Annotated in this window: 18 protein-coding genes; 9 read left to right on the top strand and 9 right to left on the bottom strand. The window is 70.2% G+C overall.

What is annotated here, in order from left to right:
- Positions 1-26: 26 nt before the first annotated feature.
- Both JYJ93_RS11450 and JYJ93_RS11445 read right to left on the bottom strand, forming a co-directional pair.
- Positions 27-1,121, bottom strand: a complete 1,095-nt coding sequence (locus JYJ93_RS11450; protein WP_206789499.1) for an alpha/beta hydrolase — start codon at positions 1,119-1,121, stop codon at positions 27-29.
- Positions 1,122-1,165: 44 nt separating this feature from the next.
- A complete protein-coding gene (locus JYJ93_RS11445; protein WP_206789498.1) occupies positions 1,166-1,930 on the bottom strand; it encodes a hypothetical protein in 765 nt (254 codons plus the stop codon).
- Between the two features lie 141 nt (positions 1,931-2,071).
- Between JYJ93_RS11445 and JYJ93_RS11440 the strand changes: the two genes are divergently transcribed.
- The 3 genes from JYJ93_RS11440 to JYJ93_RS11430 all read left to right on the top strand — a co-directional run bounded on the left by JYJ93_RS11440 (position 2,072) and on the right by JYJ93_RS11430 (position 5,194).
- The gene (locus JYJ93_RS11440; protein ID WP_206789496.1) at positions 2,072-2,926 is read left to right on the top strand and encodes an ion transporter; all 855 of its coding nucleotides are present in this window, start codon (positions 2,072-2,074) and stop codon (positions 2,924-2,926) included.
- A 21-nt stretch (positions 2,927-2,947) separates the two neighbouring features.
- Complete coding sequence (locus tag JYJ93_RS11435; RefSeq protein ID WP_206789494.1) at positions 2,948-4,525, top strand: N-6 DNA methylase; 1,578 nt, start codon at positions 2,948-2,950, stop codon at positions 4,523-4,525.
- Between the two features lie 111 nt (positions 4,526-4,636).
- Entirely contained in the window at positions 4,637-5,194 is a 558-nt protein-coding gene (locus tag JYJ93_RS11430) for a superoxide dismutase family protein (RefSeq protein ID WP_206789473.1), read from the top strand.
- Between the two features lie 48 nt (positions 5,195-5,242).
- Here JYJ93_RS11430 and JYJ93_RS11425 read toward each other — a convergent pair whose 3' ends face one another.
- The 4 genes from JYJ93_RS11425 to JYJ93_RS11410 are packed head-to-tail and all read right to left on the bottom strand — an operon-like array spanning position 5,243 to position 9,437.
- Positions 5,243-5,860 (bottom strand): PIN domain-containing protein, encoded by a 618-nt coding sequence (locus JYJ93_RS11425; protein WP_206789471.1) that lies wholly within the window; start codon positions 5,858-5,860, stop codon positions 5,243-5,245.
- The gene (locus JYJ93_RS11420) at positions 5,857-6,333 is read right to left on the bottom strand and encodes a hypothetical protein (RefSeq protein ID WP_206789466.1); all 477 of its coding nucleotides are present in this window, start codon (positions 6,331-6,333) and stop codon (positions 5,857-5,859) included. Before JYJ93_RS11420 ends, JYJ93_RS11425 begins: the two co-directional genes overlap by 4 nt.
- Before the next feature lie 37 nt (positions 6,334-6,370).
- Positions 6,371-8,650 (bottom strand): glutamine amidotransferase, encoded by a 2,280-nt coding sequence (locus JYJ93_RS11415; protein ID WP_206789461.1) that lies wholly within the window; start codon positions 8,648-8,650, stop codon positions 6,371-6,373.
- Between the two features lie 28 nt (positions 8,651-8,678).
- The gene (locus JYJ93_RS11410; protein ID WP_206789459.1) at positions 8,679-9,437 is read right to left on the bottom strand and encodes a DUF4159 domain-containing protein; all 759 of its coding nucleotides are present in this window, start codon (positions 9,435-9,437) and stop codon (positions 8,679-8,681) included.
- Between the two features lie 56 nt (positions 9,438-9,493).
- Between JYJ93_RS11410 and JYJ93_RS11405 the strand changes: the two genes are divergently transcribed.
- The 4 genes from JYJ93_RS11405 to JYJ93_RS11390 all read left to right on the top strand — a co-directional run bounded on the left by JYJ93_RS11405 (position 9,494) and on the right by JYJ93_RS11390 (position 13,645).
- Positions 9,494-9,757: a molecular chaperone DnaJ gene (locus JYJ93_RS11405; RefSeq protein WP_206789457.1), complete on the top strand. Its 264-nt coding sequence runs from the start codon at positions 9,494-9,496 to the stop codon at positions 9,755-9,757.
- A 27-nt stretch (positions 9,758-9,784) separates the two neighbouring features.
- Entirely contained in the window at positions 9,785-10,492 is a 708-nt protein-coding gene (locus JYJ93_RS11400; protein WP_206789455.1) for a hypothetical protein, read from the top strand.
- An 82-nt stretch (positions 10,493-10,574) separates the two neighbouring features.
- On the top strand, positions 10,575-12,050 hold the full coding sequence (locus JYJ93_RS11395) for a hypothetical protein (RefSeq protein ID WP_206789453.1): 1,476 nt from the start codon (positions 10,575-10,577) through the stop codon (positions 12,048-12,050).
- Between the two features lie 29 nt (positions 12,051-12,079).
- Positions 12,080-13,645 (top strand): beta-ketoacyl synthase N-terminal-like domain-containing protein, encoded by a 1,566-nt coding sequence (locus JYJ93_RS11390; protein WP_206789451.1) that lies wholly within the window; start codon positions 12,080-12,082, stop codon positions 13,643-13,645.
- Between the two features lie 35 nt (positions 13,646-13,680).
- Here JYJ93_RS11390 and JYJ93_RS11385 read toward each other — a convergent pair whose 3' ends face one another.
- Complete coding sequence (locus JYJ93_RS11385; RefSeq protein WP_206789448.1) at positions 13,681-14,244, bottom strand: hypothetical protein; 564 nt, start codon at positions 14,242-14,244, stop codon at positions 13,681-13,683.
- 96 nt (positions 14,245-14,340) lie between these two features.
- Complete coding sequence (locus JYJ93_RS11380) at positions 14,341-15,474, bottom strand: RNA polymerase factor sigma-32 (protein WP_206789446.1); 1,134 nt, start codon at positions 15,472-15,474, stop codon at positions 14,341-14,343.
- A gap of 68 nt (positions 15,475-15,542) precedes the next feature.
- Here JYJ93_RS11380 and JYJ93_RS11375 point away from each other — a divergent pair, with 68 nt between their 5' ends.
- A complete protein-coding gene (locus JYJ93_RS11375; protein WP_206789438.1) occupies positions 15,543-17,960 on the top strand; it encodes a DEAD/DEAH box helicase in 2,418 nt (805 codons plus the stop codon).
- Between the two features lie 25 nt (positions 17,961-17,985).
- Here JYJ93_RS11375 and JYJ93_RS11370 read toward each other — a convergent pair whose 3' ends face one another.
- Positions 17,986-18,480, bottom strand: coding sequence for a helix-turn-helix domain-containing protein (locus tag JYJ93_RS11370; protein WP_206789429.1), 495 nt, complete (start codon positions 18,478-18,480; stop codon positions 17,986-17,988).
- 68 nt (positions 18,481-18,548) lie between these two features.
- Here JYJ93_RS11370 and JYJ93_RS11365 point away from each other — a divergent pair, with 68 nt between their 5' ends.
- Entirely contained in the window at positions 18,549-19,778 is a 1,230-nt protein-coding gene (locus JYJ93_RS11365) for a Glu/Leu/Phe/Val dehydrogenase dimerization domain-containing protein (protein WP_206789427.1), read from the top strand.
- The last annotated feature ends 28 nt before the right edge of the window (positions 19,779-19,806 follow it).

Raw genomic sequence — 19,806 nt, 5'->3', positions numbered from 1 at the left:
GGTTCCGCCTTTCTTTTTCCCCGTGACTACTTCCCGCGCGTGAGCGGGAGTACGTCGTTCACCAGGTGCACGAGCACCTTGCCGGGCTCCTCCTCGTGCACCATGTGCGCGGAGTCCTCGAACCAGACGAGCTTCTTCGACGGGGCCTGGACGGTGGCGAACCACGCGTCCAGCAGCTGCGCGGACGTGGTGCGGTCGTGCCGGCCGTGGAAGAAGACGACGGGCAGCGCGAAGCGGTTCTCCTTCGTGAGGTTCAGCTGGGTGATGGGCGCCCAGAAGGCGGCGAGGCTCAAATCCAGGCCCTCGTCGCGCGCGTCCATGTCCTTGCCGGTGACGTCCGGGCTGTAGCGCCACACCTGCGCGCCGTGCCAGTCCGGCGCGCGCCAGCCGTGGGTCTCATAGTGCATGAGCCAGCGGCGCTCCTTGTGCAGGTTGGCCAGCGTGCGCGCAGGGTCCTTCGGGTCCGGGAACGGGGCGATGGACTCCAGGTCCGCGAGGGCCTTCTTGTTGCCGTCCGCCTTCGCCGCGGCGAGCGTGGCCGCGTAGCCCAGGGCCTCGTTCCTCGGCATGTCCACGCCCTGGCCGATGCCCACGTACGCGTCGAACCAGTCCGGGTGCTTCTGGGCCAGCTTCACGCCCAGCACCGTGCCCCAGCTGTGGCCCACGAGCACGATGCGCTTCTTGCCGTACGTCTTGCGCAGGTACGCGGCCACCTCCTCCGCGTCCGCCACCATGCGGTCCACGGTCAGGGTGGGCTTCACCTTGTCTGGAGGATTGAGGGCATATGTCTTCCCCGCGCCGCGCTGGTCCCAGTGCGCCACGGTGAAGTACTCCTCCCATTCGCCCTGGTAGAAGTACGCGGTGGGCAGCGCGGTGAAGCCCGGCCCGCCGTGCAGGAAGAGCAAGAGCGGGTTGTCCTTGTGGCGCCCGCGCACGGAAATCCACTGGTCGATGCCGCCGATGCGCACGGCCTCCGCCTTCTCGATGCCATCCGAGAGCACGCTGCGGCGGGCTTCCCGCATGACCTCCTGGGGCGTGGGCGCTTCGCCCGCGGCGGCCGGGAGGGCCGTGAGCGACAGGCCGAGCAGGCAGAGGGAGACGGTGTCTTTCAGGGTCCGCATGTCCCCTGAACGGACGGCCCTCGCGTCCATTGCCTGGACGCGGGTCAGGGATGGGCGCGCAGGTGTTCCTGGAGCGACCGCAGCGGCGCCTGGTCCACGCGGATGCGTCCTCGCGTGGGGAAGTCCAGGTCCAGCAGGGTGAACATCACGGCGGTCAGGATGACCACGAACAGGCTCCAGGAGAGGAGCCCGCGGACATGCGCCTCCGGCCGGTATCCCAGGAGAACGCCGGAGCCGAGCATCCCGATGATCAGCAGGACGAAGATGGTGCGCGGGATGAGGTTGTGGGCCGCCGCGAGGCGCTCCTCGCCGACGTCGAACACGTCGTTCATCGCCTGGGTGACGAGGATGAGCACGGGGGCCTCGATGCGGGGCGCCAGCGTCTCCAGCCGGGCCCAGAGCTCCGTCTGGAGCGACTCCGACTCCTGGAGCTTCTTCGCGAAGACGGCCGGCTCGTTCGCGGCTTCGTGCCCCTCCAGGCGAAGGTCGGTGTAGCGGCGCAGCCAGGCGCGCAGCTCGCCGCGAGAGGGCTCGGGGAGATAGCCGACGCGCAGGTAGAGCGTGCCGATGGCGTTCGACTCCTTCACCACGAGTGCGCGGCGCAGCGAGTACCGGTCCGCGGCCATGGAGAAGGAGAAGGCCAGCAGCAGCGCCACCAGGCCGAGCACCGACGCCTGGAGCGCCGACACGTCGCCGAGCCCCGGCTTCCGGTGACTGAGCCGGTGGCCAGTCTCCAGGCACAGGAAGAGCAGGCCCATCACCATCAGGGCGAGCAGCCGCACGGGGATGCCGTCGAGGATTCGCATCATTCGCCGGAGCCGCTCCGCGCCATGGACAGGGCCGCGAGGAACGTCGGACCGGCACGCGCCCCTGGCAACGCGGCCTCCGGTCCAGGGCTCAGGGACGCTGTTGAACGTTCCCAGGGGGATTGCGCCTAAGCTGCGCGGCCCGTGGACCGTCCCTCCGAACAGAGCCCCCCGAGCGGCTTTCGCGCCCGCCTGCACACGATCATCTTCGAAGCGGACACCTCGGCGGGGAGGGCGTTCGACATCGCCCTGCTCTGGGCCATCGTGTTCAGCGTGGCGGCGGTGATGCTGGAGAGCGTCGCGGAGGTGCGCGCGGAGCATGCCCACGCGCTGCACGTCGCGGAGTGGGTCTTCACCATCCTCTTCGCGCTGGAGTACGTGCTGCGGCTCATCGCGGTGCGCCAGCCGCTGCACTACGCGCGCAGCTTCTTCGGCATCGTGGACATGATGGCGCTGCTGCCGTCGTTCCTGAGCGTGCTGTTCCCCGGCGCGCAGACGCTGCTGGTCATCCGCGTGCTGCGCCTGTTGCGCGTCTTCCGCATCCTCAAGCTGGGGCACCTCCTGGGTCAGGCGGAGGTGCTGCTCACGGCGCTGCGCGCGAGCCGCCCGAAGATCATCGTCTTCCTGGGCACCGTGCTGAGCATCGACGTCATCATGGGCGCGGTCATGTACATGGTGGAAGGCGAGGAGCACGGCTTCGACAGCATCCCCCGCTCCATGTACTGGGCCATCGTGACGATGACGACGGTGGGCTTCGGGGACATCACGCCCAAGACGGTGACGGGGCAGTTCCTCGCGTCCATCCTGATGGTGATGGGCTACGGCATCATCGCGGTGCCCACGGGCATCGTGTCGGTGGAGCTCGCCGCCGCCACGCGTCAGCAGGTGGATACCCAGGCGTGCCCGGGCTGTGGCGCACAGGGTCATGACCTGGATGCGCGTTATTGCAAACGCTGCGGCACGGCATTGGACTGGGGCCCCTCGCGGCCCACCGGGTGAATCTGTCTAGGATGGCCCGGCATGGCCCGCGCCATCGACACGCCCGAACTGGATGAGGAGCTGCTGGTCCACCAGTTCCCCGACATCAACCGCAAGGCGGTGGGCGCGTTCTACACGCCCGCGCCCATCGTGGAGCGCACGCTCGCGCTCGCGCTGGCGCACGTGGGCGACAGGCCGCTCACGGTGGTGGATCCGGCCTGTGGCGCGGGGGCCTTCCTCGCCGCCGCCGCACGGCACCGCCCGGACGCGAGGCTGTGCGGCCTGGAGCTGGATGAAGGCGTCGCCCGCCTGTGCCAGGCCCGGGTACCTGGCGCGGACGTGCGCGTGGGGGACGCGCTCCGGGGTGGGTTGGAGCCCCTGCTCGAACAGACGCCGGAGGGGCACGCGGAGCTATGGGTGGGCAACCCGCCCTACAACGGCACGTCCGCGGTGCTGAAGGACGCGGCCTGCTACGCGAGGCTGCGCGCCCTGGTGCCGCTGGCGATGCCACCGGGCACGAGCCTCCGGGACGACTTCGCGTTCTTCCTCCTGGTGGCCATGAAGCGGCTGACGACCCGGCCGGGAGTGCTGGCCTTCATCACGCCCGCGAGCCTGCTGGAGTCGTTCATCTACGCGCCGCTGCGCCACGCGCTGCTGCAAGCGCTCCACCTGCGCGAGGTCGTGGACCTGGGCCCGGGCATCTTCACGGGCACGCAGGTGCGCACGTGCATCACGGTGTGGACGTCGCGCGCGGACGCCAACGCCTCCGCGCCCCGCTACGAGCACAAGGGAAAGGGCCAGTGCTTCACGCCCGAGGCGCCCGAGTGGCGGCTCTCCCCCATCGCACAGGAGGCCGCCGCGCTGGACGCGGACTGGCGGGCGCGGGGCGAGCTGCTCACCACGCTCATCCCGGTGAGCCTGCCCGGGGTGAAGACGCGCTTCGATGAGCTGCTGGTGGACGCGGACCGGGAGCGGCTGCTCGCGCGCCTCCGGGCCTTCTGTGCCGCGCCCCAGGACTCACTGGAGGACTTCGCGAGGGAGCACGGATTGGAGCCCGCGCTGTTGCCCAAGCTGCGCGCGCTGAAGCAGGGGCCGGCGCTGGAGGTGGACGCAAGCCACGTGCGTCCGTTCTTCCGCTACGGCGGCGCGAGGCACCGGGGCGCGGTGCCTCCAGAGGCGAAGGCATTCTGCTACCTGGACCGGCGGCTGATTCCGCGCGGAGACCACCGGCTGCGCGGCCCGTATGATCCGCACGAGGAGGCGGTGAAGCTGCTGTTCAACGTGCGCGAGTTGCCCCTGTCCGCGGCGCTGCTGGAGGAGCCCGGCTGCGTGCACGACCACCGCCACGCGCGGTTCGCGCCGCTGTACGTGCCCCAGCGGATCCGCGACGAGGGCCTGGGAATCACCCGGGGCGCCAGGTCCCGCGAGTCGCTGGGCCCGCTGGTGCCGAACCTGTCGCCCCGGGGGAGCGTCTGGGCGGAAGGCCTGGGCGGGCCGGAGGCGGCGTTCCGCGCGGTGATGCGCTTCCTGAACGGGACGCAGGTGCAGCGCGTCTGGGCGCCCGCGTTCGGGGCTTCTCGCGTGGTGCCGGTGCCGCTGGAGGGCCCGCTGCCGGAGTGATGACTCCCCATCACCGGACGCATGCGGGGGTGGACATTCTCCAGCGAGAGGGGTGTGCGGCGGGTAGTGTGGCCCGCGCTGGGTAATCCCCATTCCTGGAGTCTCCAAGACATGACGATCCGTTCCCTGCTGGTTGCCACCGCCCTCCTCTCCACGCCCGCCCTGGCCCAGGACGCCGGGACGCCGGCCCCCGCTGACGCGGGCACGAAGCCCGCCATCAAGAAGGGCGAGACGGTGAAGGCGATGCTGAAGGACGCCCAGGGCAAGGACGTGGGCGAGGTGACGATGGAGCAGGCGCCCAAGGGCGTGCTGGTGAAGGGCATGCTGATGAACCTGCCCGCGGGCGAGCACGCCTTCCACATCCACGAGACGGGCAAGTGCGAGGCGCCGGAGTTCAAGACGGCGGGTGGCCACTTCAACCCGACGAAGAAGCAGCACGGCGCGCTGTCGCCCAAGGGCCAGCACGCGGGTGACCTGCCGAACCTCTACGTCCCGCAGGACGGCAAGGTGCAGTTCGACGTCTTCCTCGCCGACCTGAAGCTGAAGTCGCTGCTCGACAAGGACGGCTCCGCCGTCATGGTCCACGCCAAGCTGGACGACTACCGCACCGACCCGACCGGCGACGCCGGTGGCCGCATCGCCTGCGGCGTGGTGGAGAAGGCGGAGTAGTCACCGCTCCAAGGCCGATGCCTGCGCATCAGGCATCGGCCCGTTTCATCAGGACCTGGCTCGAAGCCCGGCTTGAACGGCGCCCAGTCCATCGTCGAAGCGCGTGATGAGCTTGCAGTGCAACTGCCGCAGCGCCAGCTTGACGCTGGACACATCGAAGTCATTCGAGTTCCGGTTCAGGAAAAGCGATGGCCCCGCCTCCTCTTCCAGTCGAGCCATGACGGACGCAAGCACCACCGCATCCGGGAACTGGAGCCGGATGTCTTCCGCCTCAAGGCGCGCGGCTCGAGCGATGACGTCCGCGTCGACAGGAAACACGTCCGAGCATTGGAGCACCCGCGCCCGGATGGACTCCAGTCGCTGCTCCGCGTCGGAGGTGTCCTTCACGAGAGAGGCAATCACCTCATTCCACGCATGCTGCTGGGGCTCGGAGAAACCCTCGCTCCGCTTTCGCTTTTCCAACTCCTTCGCCAATCGGCTCTGAAGGGCCTCGGCGTCGGGGATTTCGCGCCGGAGCTTCTCCGCGGGCTCGATGAAGCAAAAAGCAGGAATGCAAAGCTGGAGGGCCTTCGACTCCGCGAGATGGAGCAGTTGTTCACATGCCAGGGACTGCTCCTGCCTGAAGGCCAGTTCCAGGATGAAGTTCGTCTCGACGAAGACCCTCAAGCGTGTGCACCTCGCACCACCTCTCCCTGGGCCATGGCTCGTGGCAGTCCTGTGCGCATCAGGGGAGTACGCTTGTCCGCTCTATCGTCCGCGGAGGTCAGCTCAATAAGCCACCACGACACCAGCATGCCGAAAGCCAGGGGCCGGATGTCCTTGGGGCCAGTCCCGACGCGCTCGTAATAGGGCCCAAGGATGTGCGTGGCATCAAGCACCCACGTAGGCATGCCCCGCCCCTTCACCTTGGATGGCGCCCAGACATAGAGCTTGTCGGGTGTGACCAGCAGGAAGAACTCGCCACGAGGCCGCAGGTCGACGGACTCCAGGTTGAGCCAGTAACCCGCCGCCCATTCGCGGGTCGTGCCCAGGCGGGCTTTGACATCGGCCTGGACCTTCGCCTGTCCCGACCGGTCATAGACCGTGAAGTCGAAGTTCGATGGGGGATGAGAATGCGGTCCGGAATGCGATTCCATCATACCCCCATCATAGGCAGCGGTCTGACAACCCAGCGGGTCACACGTACCCGAACCGCCGCCGCGCGAACCACTCCGCGCCCAGGAGCGCGATGAGCGCCACCAGGTAGTACCAGCGGTCCCACAGCGGCTGGTCCTTCGCGCGCCCCACCTCCACCACCGGCGGATCCAACAGCGGCACGTCTGGCATCCCGTCCTGCGGCAGCTTGTACGCCTTGCCCTCCGTGACGCTGGCGATCTGCTCCATCAGCGTTGGCCGCACCGACGCGTCCGACAGCTCCGGGCCCACCGCGCGCACCGCCACCGCGTCCTCGCCCTTGCCCAGGTCCGTCTCGCCCTTCTTCGCGGACGCGAGCAGCTTGTACGGCCCCGGCGCCGGCGGCGCGAACTCCAGCCGCACCACGCCGTCCGCCCCCGCGGTGCCCGTCTGCACCGCCACCGGCTTCCGCGTCGCCACGGAGAACAACTCCACCCGCACCTGCGCGCCCTCCGCCGGCTGGTAGTCCGCCATCCGCGCCTGCACCACCACGCCCACCGGCCGCCCCGGCTCCACCGAAGGCGGATCCGCCGTCACCTTCAGCGTCGTCAGGTCCGGATCCCGCACCAGCCAACGCAGCGCATTGCCCCAGAAGCGGTCATACGCCCGGCTCGGAGAACCGTCCCGGTGCGCCGTGAACGCCCACGACCACGTCGCGTCCGTCGCCACCACCATCGCCCGGCCCCGCCCGTAGTCCCACACCGACACGAGCGGCGCGTTCTTCCCGTCCACCGTCATGAACGGGTGGTCCATCAGCACCGTCGCCCCCGGCCGCGCCCGCGTCAGGTTCGCGCCCGGAATGGGCAACAGCTCCCCCCACGCGCCCTCCGTGCTCGCCGCGCCCGTTCCAATGGACGTCACCGGATGCCGCAGGCCCTCCGGCGTGAGGCGCGGCTTGAACGGATCCGCGTTCGCGGGGCCCGCCGCCTCCACCGGCAGCGCCTCCATCAGCGTGGGCATCGACGCGCGCCCTTCACCCAGCACGCTGTCGCCGCCAATCATCACGAACGCGCCGCCCTCGTGGATGTAGCGCTCCAGGTTGCGCTCGTACTCCGCGATGGACAGCGAAGGGTCCGAGTAACCGAAGTTCTGGAAGATGACGACGTCGAACGTGTGCAGCTTCGTGTCGAAGATCTCCTCCATGGGGAACGGGATGAGCGACAGCTCCCGCTCGTTCGACACGCCCGGGTCATCCGACAGCGTGCGCAGGATGTAGAACGACACCAGGTCCACGTTCGCGTCCTGCTTGAGCAGCCCGCGCAGGAAGCGCTCGTCCCACGACGGCCGCCCCACCACCAGCAGCACGCGCACGCGGTCGCGAATGACTTTCAACGTGAACGAGCGGCTGTTGTTGTCGCTCACCGCTTCATCCGGGAACGTGGGCACCGTCACCGTGTAGACGAACCGCCCCGTCTGGTCCGGCGTGAAGGTGAAGGACACCGGCTTCACGTCGTCGCCGGTGGTCATCTTCACCAGCTTGCTCGCCACCGTCTTGCCCTCCTGGCTCAAGACGACGGGGATGTCCTGCCCGGAGAACCCGCGCCCGTGGATCTCCACCTCCACCGTCAGCGAGTTGCGCACGAAGGCGAAGTCATCCACCTTCAGCCCCTCCACCGACAAGTCCTTCAGCGCCTCCTGCCCCACCAGGAACGTGGACACCGGCACGCCCAGGTCCGTCAGCGCCGCGCGCGCCCGGCCCACCGCCCCGGCCTTCAGCTCCGCGTTGTCCGCGCCGTCGCTGAACAAGAGCACGCCGGACAGCTTGCGCGACCCCTGCCCTCCGGACGCCGCGGACCGCAGCGCCGCGAGCAGGTCCGTCGTGCCCGCCCGCGCCGGCTCCTGGGCCAGCTGCGCGGCCGTCACCGGAGAGAGCTCCGGGTCGACGCCGTACACCTCCACCGTGAAGCGGTCCTGCCAGGACGCGAACGTGGGCGCCGCCTTCTCCAGGAACGCCGCCACCTGCGCGCTGCGCGTGGGCCCGCCGGGCTCCGACGGGAAGTTCATGGACGCCGAGCGGTCCACCAGCACCGCCACCCGGTTCTTCATCCGCGCCACCTGCAGGTGCCGGATGCCGGGCTCCAACAGGAAGAAGAACGCCGCCACGCCCGCGCCCAGGCGCAGGCCCCACAGGAGCAGCTTGCGGCCCCGGGACGGCTCGCGGCGCACGCCCCATGCCGCCAGCGCGATGCCGAGCACCAGCCCCACGCCCAGCAGCACCAGCGCCCAGACGGGCAGCGGCGACAGGCTGACGAGCTTCCACGCGTTGAAGGACGGGGAGTTCATTCGAGGGTTCGCGCGAGGAAACGCTCGCTCAGCGCCGCTTGTTGAGGATGAGGGGCAGGTGCACCGCGTCGTCCTTGTAGTCCAGACAGAGCGCGTACATGCACAGGTTGATGCCCAGGCGGATGGCCAGCTCGCGCTGCGGCTCGCCGCCCGGGGACACGTCGAACTCGTAGTCGCCGGACTCGCTGCGGCTCCACGCGCCCGCCACGTCGTTCTGCGAATAGATGACCGCCGCGCGCTTGCCCACGCTCGCCACCAGCGGCAGCGGCTTGTGCAACAGGCGCCCCGGCGCCGCGTCCAGGAGGAAGAAGGACTTGAAGACGACGTGCGTCCCCGGCGCCTCCTTCAGCGGGCTCTGCGGCAGCACGCGCGCCATCTCCCGGCGGAAGCTGGCGTCGAAGCCGTCCCCGTCGCTGCCGTCGTTGGCGTCCCCGAACACGAAGCCGCCGTACGTCAGGTAGCGGCGCAGGTTGGACACCTCCGCGTCACTCAGCGCTGGGAAGGCCCCGTCCCCGCCGAAGTAGAGGAACGGGTACTCGAAAAGGTCCGGGCTGCTCAGCGCGAACGGGCGCGCGTCCGGCACCACCTCCACGGACGTGCGCCGCTGAAGCTCCCACGCCAGCCGGCGCAGCCCCGACAGCCGGCCGTCCCAGCGGCCTCCATGCCGGGCCACGGCGGGGATGAAGCGGCTCTTCTCACCGAAGGCGGCCGCACGCCGGGACAGCAGCGGGACGAGCGCGGACGTGGCGAGCAGGAGGTTTCGACGGGAGAGGGACCGCACAGGCATGGGGACCTGCTTATACCGTCGGCGGGTGCCTGCATTCCCTGGTATAGACGCGCCCCATGGCGAAAGGCGGACAGACGCCCCCGGAGCCCGGCTCTGAACACGTGCGCGCCGCCTGGGCCCGCAAGGACGCCGGTGACGTGTCCGGCGCCCGGCGGGACGCGCAGCGCATCCTCGCGGACAGCCCTTCCCCGGAAGACCGCGAACGCGCGGAAGACCTGCTGCGGGCCACCCAGACGCCCCGCGCCCTCTACGGATACGCGCTCCTGGGCGCCGTCATCCTGGCGGTGCTGCTGGGGCTCGCCCTGACCCGCTATTCCTGACGGCCACAGCCGCTAGGATGGCGCGCCATGGAAGGTTTCCTCCAGGCGCTCAAGTCGTACCAGACCTTCAACCCCTCCGGCTGGGTGGGCATCTACCGGCTGCTGCCCATGTGGGTGGGCGTCGTCGTCGCGCTCGTGGGGCTGGTGCTGCTGCTCGCGGGCGGCGGCAAGCTGTTCCGCGCCGTGGCGGGCCCGGTGGGCGCGGTGCTGGGCCTGGTGTGGACGGGCGCCGTCACCCAGCGGCTCGGCATGGGGGACCTGGATCCGCGCCTGCCCACCCTGGTGGCCGCGGCGCTGATGGCGCTGGGCTTCCTCTTCCCGCCCGCCGTCACCTTCGTGGGCGTGGGCGTGCCGCTGGGGCTGCTGGCGGGCCAGATTGCCGGCCCCAGCGACTTCCTGCTCGGCTTCGGGCCGGGCTTCATCATTGGCGGTCTGGTGGGCGCCTTCCTCCACCGGCAGGTGAGCGGCATCGTCGCGTCGGTGGTGGGCGCGTGGATCCTGGTGATTGGCGCGCTCGCGGCGCTGCACCAGTTCGGCGGCGTGGTGGAGGCCGTGGCCAGCCGCCCCTGGGGCGTCATCATCGCCGCGCTCCTCTTCGCCCTGGCGGGCAGCGTCTACCAGCTGGCCGTGCGCCCCACGCCGGAGGAGTCGGATCAACAGAAGGCGGAGAAGCAGCGGCTGAAGCAGCGGCTGGCGGAGCAGCAGGCGCTCGAGAAGCGCTGGGGGGTCAAGTGACCCCTGTCCCGGCAATCCTTTACGCCGGGGGGGCCGGGGCGTAGATTCCGCCGGCTTTCCCCCTCCCCTTCCTCGAGCATCGATGGGCCAGGCCAGCCGCAAGGACAAGGACACGCAGAAGCAGGAAGGGTCGCCCCCGGCGGCCTCCGTCCCGTCTTCCCCGGACGCCGCCCAGCCCGCCGTGCCGCATGAGGGGTGGCGCAAGCCCGCCGGCATGAGCCGCAAGGGGTGGGCCATCCTCGCGGGCGCCGTCGCCTTCATCCAGCTCCCGCTCATCCACTACGCGCTCTTCCGGGGCCAGGCGGACGTCACCGCGACGGTGCCCTACCAGCAGGCCTTCAACGACCCGGCCGTCGTCTCGCGCGACTTCTTCTCCACCGGCGCCTACTGGCGCGTGACGAACGGGGAGCTCCTGGGCCCCGCGCCCAAGAACAACCCGCTGTGGCTCCAGGCCGCGCTGCCGGACGACGTGGCGGTGGAGTTCGACGTGCGCCCCGAGTACCCCGAGGGCGACATCCGCGTGGAGCTGTTCGGCAACGGGCGCGACCCGGCCTCCGGCTACGTGCTGGTGCAGGGCGGGTGGAACAACAGCCTGTCCGTCCTCGCCCGGAAGGACATCAACGCCCCCGCCCTGGACGTGCTCCAGCGCAAGGCCGCGCGCATCGCGGAGAAGGGCGGCGGCCAGGGCGCGGACCTCGTGGCCACCGGCGTCTTCAAGAAGGACACCCGGGTGCGCGTGGAGTCCCGCGTGGGCGCCCCCATCCAGTCCGGCCGCACCTACCACTGGCGCATCGAGCGGCGCGGCAACGTGCTCAAGTGGGCCATCGACGGACAGCTGGTCGCGGAGCTGGACGACCCGTTCCCCCTGAAGGGCAGGGGCCAGGACCGGATGGGCCTGTCCGGCTGGGAGTCGCAGCTGTTCTTCGACAACCTGCGCGTGGGCACGCCGGACTCCATGCCCGCCACCATGGTGGCGAAGCAGGAGCCCACCCTGCCTCCGGGCCCCTCCGAGGACGACTTCAACCGCGACACCCTGGGTGACGCGTGGAACGTGACGAACCCCGCCGCAGTGAAGCTGGAGGACGGGGCGCTGGTGGTCCAGAACGTGGGCAACCGCCCGGTGTGGCTGAAGAAGCCCATCCCGGAGAACGCCGTCATCGAGTTCGACGCCTGGGGTGACAGCCCGGACGGCGACATGAAGGTGGAGGCGTGGGGCGACGGCCGCTCCTTCTACGCGGGCGACCCGCGCCTGCAGTACACCGCCACCGGCTACGTCTTCATCTTCGGCGGCTGGAAGAACACCCAGTCCATCATCGCGCGCCAGCACGAGCACACCAACGACCGCGCCGTGCGCGACGGCGCCGCGGTGGTGCCCGGCCAGCGCTACCACTTCCGAATCACCCGGCGGGACGGACTCCTGTCGTGGGAAGTGGACGGCAAGCCCTTCCTCACCCTCCAGGACGCGTCCCCGCTCTACGGCCCCCGGAACCAGTACTTCGGGTTCTCCGGCTGGCAGACGCGCGTCCACTTCGACAACCTCAAGATCCAGCCGCTGTAGCCTTCCCCCGGGCGGCGGAGGAAACACCCGTGCGCAGAGTCGGAATCTTCGGCTGGGGCGTGGTCGCCCCGCGTTCCCCCAACATCGAGGCCTTCGCGAAGAACCTCGAGTCGTCCGAGACCTGGCTGACCCCCTTCAACGGCTTCGGTCCGGACAACTTCCTCGTCGGCACGCCCGAGTTCGACCTGGCGGCCTACAAGCCGTGGATCGACGCGCGATTCCCCGCCAACCGCTTCTCCCAGCTGGAGCGGAAGATGGGGCAGCCCACGCAGTACGCCATCGGCGCGTTCATCCAGTCGCTGGCGCAGAACCCGGGCATCGAGAAGGAGCTCCAGGAGCTGGGCACCAAGGCCCACGTCTACGTGGGCACCGGCCTGGGCGACCTGCCCACCATCCAGCACATCTCCCTGGACCTCTACCGCGCCCAGCGCCGGTGGGACCGCTTCTGGGCCTCCCCGGAGCGCAACGGCGCCCTGCGCCAGTGGCGTGAGACGCGCGAGCCGCTGCCCGGCCTGCCCCCGGAGCCCTCCACCATCGAGGAGGTGGAGCGCGACAAGGCGGAGGACGACTGGTGGCACTTCTGGGCCGGCCGCTCGCCGGAGCTGCGCGAGTACCTGGAGGAGCTGCGCGAGATTGAAGCCATTGGCGTGCCCGACGAGGGCGACGTGGAGTCCGCCAAGCTGGCCGTCATCAAGGAGAAGCGCACGCGCAACGGGCGCCTGCAGAAGAAGTGGAACGCGCCCGAGCCGCCGTGGAACGCCGTGTCCTCCAACGTGCTGTGGAACATCCACAACACGCCCGCGTCCCAGGTGTCCATGCTGGGGCAGATTACGGGCATGACGTTCGCGCCGGTGGCCGCGTGCTCGTCCTTCGGCTACGGCCTGAAGCTGGCCATGAACGCCATCCGCCTGGGCGAGGCCAAGGCCGTCGTCCTGGGCATGACGGACGCGGCGCCCAACCCGCTGGTGGTGGGCGGCTTCTACAACGCGCGCGTCATCTCCGCGGACGCCGCCGTCTCCAAGCCCCTCACCGCGCTGCGCGGCACGCACATCGCCGGAGGCGCGGTGGTGTGGGTGGTGGGCGACTACGAGCACTTCACGCAGAAGGGCTTCAAGGCGCTGGGCCTGGAGCCCGTGGCCGTGGGCGTCACCGCGGACGCGGACCACATCATCACCCCGTCCAAGGAAGGCCCCACCCTGGCCATCCGCGAGGCGCTGGGCGCCGCCGGCTGCCAGCCCCAGGACGTGGGCAGTTGGGACCTGCACGCCACCGCCACCCCGGGCGACTTCCTGGAGGTGCAGAACCTGCGCGACGTGCTGCCGGAGTCCGTCTTGATCACGGCGCGCAAGGGCACCTTCGGCCACGGCATGTCCGCGGGCGGCGGCTGGGAGCTCACCGCGCAGTACCTGGGCGCGCAAGCCGGCAAGGTGTACCCCACGCCGCTCTCCGCCCCGGAGCTCAACAAGCAGATCGCCAAGGTGCACGGCCGCTTCGTCTTCAATGAAGAGGTGGCGGCGCCCGAGGGGTGCTCGGGCAAACTGTCCATGGGCGTGGGCGGCATCAACGCCTGCATCATCTCCCGGCCCTGGAAGTAGCGCCGGGCAGGCGCGGCGGCCTTCCGCGAAGGGCCTTATGGGTACTTCGCGGACGCCTCGGCCTCCAGCGCCGTGGCGCCCTTCGGGTTGAGCTTGCGGAAGAACTCCAGCTCCAGCTCCAGGTCGCGGTAGCTGGCCTTCTGCTCCGGGGCCATGCCGCTGGCGCTGCGGCCCACGCCGTTGGGGTCCGCCAGGCCGCCGGTGGCCGCGCTGCCGGTGCCCTTGTCGGTGGCGTAGCTGACGCCCACGGACTGCTGCACGCGGTCGGTGCGCAGCGCGCGCAGCACGGCCCGGCCATCCGCCAGCGTCACGCCTTCGATGAGGTAGCGCGTGGAGGACGTGGGCCCCAGCGTGCCGCCGCCGGAGTCCAGCCACTCCGTCTCCAGCACGAACTGATGGGGCAGCTCGCGCCACGAATAGCCGCGCTCATCCATGATGGCCTTCACCTCCGGCCACAGCTGCGCGAGCGGCTGCTCGTAGGCGACGGTGGCCGCGCGGTCGCGGATGTAGTTGTCGCGCTGGTGGCCGGAGCAACCGGAGAAGAGGACGGCGGACAGGGTCAGGGCCCACAACGGGGCCGCGCGAAGCAGGTGGCGCATGGGGGACGACCTCCCGGACGGGAAGCAGCGGGGTGTGGAGGCCGCCCAGTCTAGCGCGGCCCCTTCGCCCCCGCGCCCCCACCCTTCCCCACCGCGTCAACCCTTGGGCACCGCCACCATGTCGAAGTCCGGGATGCGTTCACGCATGAACTCACGCATCCGGTTGATGAGGGCCGCTTCAATCTGCCGGGCGCGCTCGCGGCTGACGCCGTACTTGTCGCCGATGTCCTGGAGCGTGAGCGGCTCGTCCGCGGTGAGGCGGTGCTCGAAGATGTAGCGCTCCTTGCCCTCCAGCGTCTGGGCGAAGGCGTTGAGGTTCTCCCGGAAGAGGGCCTTGAGCTCCTCGGTGCCCAGGCGCTCGTCGGCGGGCACCGCGCCGGACGGCAGGTAGCGGTCCGCCCGGGTGGCGCGGCTGTCCTCGTCGTTGCCCAGCGGCGCGTCGATGGACACCTCGTCGTGCCCCAGCCGCTGGTCCATCTCCACCACGTCCTGCTCGGTGACGTTGAGCCGCTCCGCCAAGAGACGCGGGCTGGCCTCGAAGCCCTGGGCGACGAGCTTCTCCTGCTCCTGGCGCAGCTTGAAGAAGAGCTTCCGCTGGGCCTCGGTGGTCCCCAGCTTCACCATCTTCCAGTTGTCCATGATGTAGCGGAGGATGTACGCGCGGATCCACCAGGCGGCGTAGGAGCTGAGCTTCACGCCCCGGTCCGGGTCGTACTTCTTCACCGCCTGCATCAGCCCGATGTTGCCCTCCTGCACCAGGTCCAGCAGGGACAGGGGGTTGCGGTGGTACTCGTGGGCCAGCTTCACCACGAGTCTCAGGTTGGAGGCCACCAGGCGGTAGGCCGCCCGCACGTCCCCCGTGGCCTGGTACTCCTTGGCCAGCCGGTGCTCCTCCTCCCGGGTGAGCAGGGGGTGCTTCGTCACCTCGGCCATGTAGGCCTGGAGCGGGTCCCGGTTGGTGAGGGCGCTGCCGCTCTCCGCGCGCACCAGGGCGGCGGGCCGGACGGCCCGGGCCGGAGCGGGGGATTCCTCGATTTCCGCCTCCGCTTCGTTCAATTCCGCCAGGTCCGGCTCCAGGGCGTCCGGGTCCTGGGCGGTCTCCTCGACTTCTTCCTCCGGGGTCTCCGGGGCGGTCTCCCGGGCGGTCCCCGGGCGGGCGGAGGCCGCGGGGCGCTTCGCGCGGGGCCGGGGGGCGGCCGGACCATTGGTTCTCTTCCTCCCATTCGCCATGCGCGCTCCATACCCCAAAGTGCCGCGATTGTTGCCAGAGGGTAATGCAGGGGCTATGCCCATGCCCGATGAGCGACATCCAAGAGCCCACGCCGGGAGCCCCGGCGCCTGACGAAGCCTCGACGCGTCCCGCCGAATACATCGCGGACGTCAGCTTCGACGAAATGAACCTCTCCGAGCCCCTCCGCCGTGCACTGGCGGAGCGCGGCTACACCAGTCCCACCCCCGTCCAGGCCAAGGCCTTCGGTCCCGCGATGGCGGGCAAGGACCTCATCGTCCGCAGCAAGACGGGCACGGGCAAGACGGCCGCCTTCGGCCTGCCCCTGCTGGAGAAGATCCCCGCGGACGAGAAGCGCGTGCGCGCCCTCATCCTCTGCCCCACGCGCGAGTTGGCGCTCCAGGTGGCGGAGGAGCTCACCACCCTGGCCAAGTACAAGGGCGTGAAGGTGGCGGCCATCTACGGCGGCGCCTCCATGAAGCAGCAGGAGGACGCGCTGGAAGAGGGCACGCCCATCATCGTGGGCACCCCGGGCCGCGTCTTCGACCACATCAACCGCGGCAACCTCAAGCTGGACGGCTGCGACCACGCCGTGCTGGACGAAGCCGACGAGATGTTGAACCAGGGCTTCTACGAGGAGGTGACGCGCATCCTCGACCGCCTTCCGAAGACGCGCCAGGTGCTGCTCTTCAGCGCCACCGTCCCCACGGACATCCAGAACCTCATCGCGCGCTACACGACGAACGCGGAGACGCTGCTGTTGTCCGGCGACGTCTTCACGGTGGAGCACATCCACCACATCCGCTACGACGTGTCGGACCAGTTCCCCAAGCCGCGCAACCTCATCTACATCCTGGAGAAGGAGGAGCCCTCCAACGCCATCATCTTCTGCAACACGCGGGATGACACGGCGCTGGTGACCGCGGTGCTCAACCGCAACGGCTTCGACGCGGAGCTGCTCAACGGAGACCTGCCGCAGAAGGAGCGCGAGCGGGTGATGGGCAAGGTGAAGCGCGGCGAGGTGGCCTTCATGGTCGCCACGGACATCGCGGCGCGCGGCATCGACATCTCCGGGCTGGAGTACGTCATCAACTACTCCCTGCCGGAGGACCCCGCCGTCTACCTGCACCGCGTGGGCCGCACGGGCCGCATCGGCAACAAGGGCACGGCCATCAACCTCTTCTCCGGGCGCGAGCTGGCGACGTTCACCGTGCTGGAGAAGAAGTTCGGCATCAAGTTCGAGATGCGCGAGATGCCCGCCCCCGAAGAGGCGATGCACCTGTGGACCGAGCGCCACGTGCGCGAGCTGCGCGAGGGCATGGGCTCCAGCATCTTCGAGGGCTTCCTGCCCCTGGCCTCGCAGCTCAAGCAGCGCCCGGACGCGGACGACCTCATCGCCTTCCTCATCAAGTACTACTTCAGCCGCCTGCGCATGGAGAAGGCCCAGGCCGCCGGTGAGACGGAGAAGCGCGAGCCGGCGCCGGAGCGCAAGCCCATGGAGCGCCGGGGCAAGGACCGCGAGCGCGACCGGGAGCGTCCCCGCCGCGAGGACCGGGGCGAGCGCGCCGAGCGCCCGCGCCGCGACGAGCACCCGGACCGCGAGCGCCGTCCGCGCCGCGACGAGCGCCGTGAGGACCGGGGCGAGCGCCGGGGTGCCGGCTCCGCCGCGCTGGAGGCGGGCCCGGGCGAGACGAAGCTCTGGGTGAACCTGGGCACCGCGGACGGCCTGGGGCCGGGCAGCATCGCCACGGCCATGGAGGAGGCGGGCGCGCCGGTGGGCAAGCTGGTGCGCGCGGAGCTGCGCCCCACGTTCGCGTACGTCTTCGTGGCGGAGGACGACTCCGCGGGCTTCGAGGCGCTCAACGGCAAGCAGCACGGCGGCAAGACGCTGCGCGTGGAGAAGAGCAAGCCGCGCAGCGAGCGCGACACCACCAGCACCCGCCCGCCCCCGTCCCCGGACGCGGGCCCCGGCGAGGTGAAGCTCTGGGTGAACCTGGGCTCGGATGACGGCATGGACGAGGCGAAGCTGCCCGCCACGCTGGAGTCCCTGGGTGCCCCGGCCGGCAAGGTCATCAAGGCCCTCACCCGCCCCACCTACGGCTACGTCTACGTGCCGGAAGGTGACGCCGCGGGCTTCGAGTCGCTCAACGGCAAGGCGCACAACGAGAAGCCGCTGAAGCTGGAGCGGCACCGTCCGCGCGGCCAGCGTGAAGAGCGCCGCCCCCGTCACGAGGCGCTGCCGGACCTCCCTGGCCAGGCGCGCCTGTGGGTGGGCCTGGGCCGTCAGGAGGGCCTGGACGAGGCGGGCGTCGCCGCCGCGCTGGAGGCCGCGGGCGCTCCGGCGGGCAAGGTGCTGAGAACCGACCTGCGCCCCACGTACGCGTACGTCTTCGTCGCGGAGGAGGACGTGGCGGGCTTCGAGGCCACCCACGGCAAGCCCCACGGCGAGGGCAAGACGCTCAAGGTGGAGCGCGCCAAGCGCAAGTAGCGCTTCCGTACCTCCGGGGTGCTGCTCAAGGCTCCGGAGCCGTCTTCTTCCTGCGGGCCCGGTGGTAGTGCGCCACGCACAGCCCCCGGGCCAGCACGGGCCGGCCGCACTCCGGTGAAGCGCAGGCCGCGCTGGCCTCCTTCGCCGGAGGCGCCGGAGCGCCCGGCCCGCCGCTGAACATCGCCTCCGCCACGGCCAGCAGGCGGTCCACGTCGTCCCGCCCCAGCTTCTTCAGCCGCACCCACTCCACCAGCCGATGAGCCCCCGCGTCCTCCGCGTCCTCCAGCCGGAACAGCTCCCCCAGCGGCAGCTCCAGCGCGGCCGCGACCTGGAGGAGCGTGTCGTAGCTGGGGTTGCGCTCGCCGCGCTCCAGCAGGGACACGAAGCTCACGGAGATGTCGCACCGGGCGGCGAAGTCCTCCTGGGTGAGGCCCCGGCGCTCGCGCAACGTGCGGATCCGCCGCGCCAGTCCCTGCAGGGACGAACCGGCGTCGCTGTCGTCCGGGGAGTGGGGGCGCATGGACGCACCCATCGTAGCGCACCGCTTCTGTTAAGGTTTTCCGTCTGTCCCCAGGAGTGAAGCCCACCATGAACGCCGTCGACGGCACCAACTACTACTTCCGCAAGGCCGCGCGGGTCATGGACGTGGGCACGCCCATCGAGACGCTCCTGGCCACGCCCCTGCGCGAGGTGAAGGTGCAGGTGTCCATCGAGATGGACTCCGGTGAGATCCGCACGTTCCTGGGCTACCGCATCCAGCACGACAACAGCCGAGGCCCCATGAAGGGCGGCCTGCGCTACCACCCCGCCCTGGACCAGGACGAGTGCGTGTCGCTCGCGTCGCTGATGACGTGGAAGACCGCCGTGGTGAACGTGCCCTACGGCGGCGCCAAGGGCGGCGTGGCGTGCGACCCCGCGCAGATGAGCCTCAAGGAAGTGGAGCGGCTCACGCGCAAGTTCGTGGATCAGATCCAGGACGTCATCGGGCCCACGCGGGACATCCCCGCGCCGGACGTCAACACCAACCCCCAGGTGATGGCCTGGGTGATGGACCAGTACTCGCGCTACCACGGGCACTCCCCGGCGGTGGTGACGGGCAAGCCCCTGGAGCTGTACGGCTCCAAGGGCCGCGAGGCCGCCACCGGGCGCGGGCTCTTGTACGTGTGCCGTGAAATCCTGCGCGACCTGGGCATGCCGGTGAAGGGCACGCGCTTCGCCATCCAGGGCTTCGGCAACGTGGGCAGCCACATCGCGCAGCTCATCTGGGGCGACGGCGGCGTGGTGGTGGCCGCGTCCGATGTGCTGGGCGGCATGTACAACCCCATGGGCCTGGACGTGCCGTCCCTCTTCGAGCACGTGAAGCGCACCGGCACCGTGACGGGCTTCAGCGGCGGCACGCCGTGCAGGAACGAGGACGTGCTCGCGGCGGACTGTGAAGTGCTCATCCCCGCGGCCCTGGGCCACGTGCTCACCCGCGACAACGCCAACAGCGTGCGCGCGCGCCTGGTGGTGGAGGGCGCCAACGGCCCCACCCAGCCGGAGGCGGACGACATCCTGGAGAAGCGCGGCATCTTCGTGGTGCCGGACATCCTGGCCAGCGCGGGCGGCGTGACGGTGAGCTACCTGGAGTGGGTGCAGAACCTCCAGCACGTCTCCTGGGAAGAGGACCGCGTCAACGCGGAGCTGGAGAAGACGATGAAGGAGGCCTACGACCGGGTGGCGCAGATTGCACGGTCCCGTAAGGTTTCCATGCGGACGGCCGCTTACATCCTGGCCATTGGCCGGGTGGGCAAGGCCACGGTGCTGCGCGGCATCTGACGCACCCCGCCGCGCACGCGGGCAGGCA

The organism is Corallococcus sp. NCSPR001, assembly GCF_017309135.1.
Lineage (GTDB): Bacteria > Myxococcota > Myxococcia > Myxococcales > Myxococcaceae > Corallococcus.
This window is presented reverse-complemented; position numbering and strand designations above follow the sequence as displayed.